At 59.8% G+C, this 2,881-nt stretch carries 3 protein-coding genes; 1 reads left to right on the top strand and 2 read right to left on the bottom strand.

Annotated elements, in window-relative coordinates:
• Window positions 1-74 precede the first annotated feature (74 nt).
• Both PMI37_RS30805 and PMI37_RS30800 read right to left on the bottom strand, forming a co-directional pair.
• Entirely contained in the window at window positions 75-860 is a 786-nt protein-coding gene (locus PMI37_RS30805; RefSeq protein ID WP_008088977.1) for a DeoR/GlpR family DNA-binding transcription regulator, read from the bottom strand.
• A gap of 254 nt (window positions 861-1,114) precedes the next feature.
• Entirely contained in the window at window positions 1,115-2,032 is a 918-nt protein-coding gene (locus PMI37_RS30800; RefSeq protein ID WP_008088975.1) for a LysR family transcriptional regulator, read from the bottom strand.
• A 61-nt stretch (window positions 2,033-2,093) separates the two neighbouring features.
• On the opposite strand from PMI37_RS30800, the gene PMI37_RS30795 reads away from it, so the two are divergent.
• Entirely contained in the window at window positions 2,094-2,870 is a 777-nt protein-coding gene (locus PMI37_RS30795) for an NAD(P)H-dependent oxidoreductase (protein ID WP_008088973.1), read from the top strand.
• The last annotated feature ends 11 nt before the right edge of the window (window positions 2,871-2,881 follow it).

The raw sequence follows: 2,881 nt of genomic DNA, 5'->3' as shown, positions 1-2,881 counted from the left end.
ATCTTTTGATCTTGTTTTTTAAAATCAAGATCAAAAGATCGCAGCCTTCGGCAGCTCCTACAGGGGGGGCGGTCTCAGTCTGGCAGTTGCTCGACAACGATGCCCAAGCGCCGATAATCCTCGACACTCCCCGAGGCGAGATGCCGCTCGGTAATCAGCGTGTGCAGGCGCGTGCACGATGCCACCACAAACGGCTCAACTGCTCCAAGCTTGTCCGCCGTGGTTACCGCGATCACCCGCGTCGCGCCATCGAGCATCGCTTGTTTCACCGGCACTTCATCGAAATGCAACGAGGTAATCCCCACCTCCGGATGGATCGCACATACGCCGGTAATCGCCAGATCCGCCTTGATCCCCGCAAGCAAACGCAACGTCTCATGACCACTCGCGGACATGGTCCTCGGGTTCAACACCCCGCCCGCCAGAATCACCTTCACCCCCTTGAATTCCGACAACGCAATCGCCGTCATCGGTGAGGCCGTCACCGCCGTGATGCTGATATCGGCACGCAACGAGCGCGCGACCTGCAACGTCGTCGAGCCGGAGTCGAACAGCACAATCTGCCCATCCTCGATCTGCTGCGCGGCCAATTGCGCGAGACGGATTTTCACCTCATCGGTTTCATCCAGCCGCGCGAAGTAATCCTTGCCGGAGTCCTTCGGACGCGGCAGCGCGCCACCGTGAACCCGCTGCACAAGCCCTGCGTTATCCAGTTCAGCGAGGTCGCGGCGGATGGTGTCTTCGGACACCGCAAAGTGCTGACTCAGCTCGGACGCCATGACTTTGCCATCGCGTTCAAGGATCAGAAGAATTTTCTGGCGGCGCAGAGAGGGAAGTTCGGACGCGGAGTGGTCGTGCATGGTTACGCCTGTTTATGCTTGTAATTGCAGGTTTTAGCGAGACTAGCGAAAGCTTCAGGCAAACACAAACAAGCGGCTATCAATTGTTTCGATCATTGGAATCAACAAGGCGAATTTTTTCTTTGCTTTTCGCCTGTTCACAATGGCCGCACTTCAATAAGGCTCAGGATGAACACCTCATGAATCTCAATTTCGCGTTCGCGTGCATGATCGTCGTGTCGTTTGCCGTCGCGCTCGGCCACGCGTAACCCCCGTCAGACCGAGGCCAGCAACTGCTCGCGAAGCCATTTGTGCGCCGGATCGCGGTGCGAGCGTTCGCCCCAGAACATCGTCATCTCGTAACCGGGTACTTCCAGCGGCGCGTCGACCACTTGCAATGCCGGGTTGCCACGCACCAGGCGTGACGGCAGCATCGCCACCAGATCGGTGCTGGCCAGCACCGACATCGCCATCAGAAAGTGCGGCACCGACAACACCACTTTTCTTTGTAACCCGACATCGGCCAACGCCTTGTCGGTCACGCCGAAAAACCCTCCGCCCTCACGCGACACCATCACATGCTCCAATGCGCAGAACTGTTGCCGGGTGGGTGCGCGCTGCAAACCCGGATGACCGATACGACCGGCCAGCACATAACGCTCCGTGAACAACGGTCGTGAGTGCAACTCCGGCGGCGCGTCTTCGCTGATGTGCAGAGCAATGTCGAAGACGCCCTGCTCGGCCTGCTTGACCAAATGCGCGGGAGTCAGGTCGATCACTGCCAGGCGCGTGCCCGGCGCCTGTTCGCGCAACCCGCTGAGGGCCGGCAGGACAACGGTCGATTCGCCGTAGTCCGTGGCGGCGATTTTCCAGGTGTGCGTCGCCTGCGCCGGATCGAACGCACTGGCCGGCGCGACCGCCCTTTCCAATGCCTCCAACGCCTCGCGCAACGGTTCGCGCAATTCATCGGCGCGCGCGGTCGGGCGCATTCCTCGCGGCCCCGGCAGTAGCAACGGATCGCCAAAAATGTCGCGCAACTTGGCCAGATGCACGCTCACCGAAGGCTGCGACAGGTTCAGCCGTTGCGCCGCGCGGGTGACGTTGTGCTCGGACAGCAACACATCGAGCGTGAGCAGCAGATTGATATCGAGGCGTCTCAAATTATTCACGGCTATACCAGACATATCAGACATTCATTTCCAATATACCGGGTGAACGCCGATCCTGCTGTCACTCAAGCACAGGAACCTCAACATGAATGTCTTACTGGTCTACGCCCACCCTGAACCGACTTCCCTCAACGGCTCGCTGCGGGACTTCACTATCCAGCGCCTGCAAGCCGCCGGCCACACCGTGCAGGTCTCCGACCTCTATGCGATGAACTGGAAACCCACCCTCGACGCCGACGACGCCCCGCAGCGCGATGCGACGAAAGCATTCCACGCCTCCCTCGACTCGAAAGTCGCTTACGCCGAAGGCACCCAGGCCGACGATATCGCTCGCGAGCAAGAGAAACTGCTGTGGGCGGATGCGTTGATCCTGCAGTTTCCGCTGTGGTGGTTCACCATGCCCGCCATTCTCAAAGGCTGGGTCGATCGGGTGTACGCCTACGGTTTTGCCTACGGCGTCGGTGAACACTCCGACAGTCGTTGGGGCGAGCGTTATGGCGAAGGGAAAATGAAAGGCAAACGGGCGATGTTGATGGTTACCACTGGCGGGTGGGAGTCGCATTACGCGCCGCGCGGGATTAACGGGCCGATGGATGATCTGCTGTTTCCGATCCAGCACGGGATTCTGTACTACCCCGGTTTTGAAGTGGTGCCGCCGTTTCTGGTGTATCGCACCAGCCGGATGGACGCGGCACGGTATGCCGAGACCTGCGACGAATTAGGCCGCCGACTGGATGAGCTGTGGAGTACGCGCCCGATTGCGTTTCGGCAACAGAACGCGGGCGACTACGAGATTCCGGCACTGACCCTCAAAGACCCAATCACCCCCGAGCGCCAAGGCTTCGCAGCACACCTCCTGTAGGAGCTGCCGCA

The sequence above is a fragment of the Pseudomonas sp. GM80 genome (assembly GCF_000282515.1).
In the GTDB taxonomy this organism is placed as follows: Bacteria; Pseudomonadota; Gammaproteobacteria; order Pseudomonadales; family Pseudomonadaceae; genus Aquipseudomonas.
Note: the sequence above shows the minus strand (reverse complement) of the source record. Positions and strands in the feature narration are given on the sequence as shown.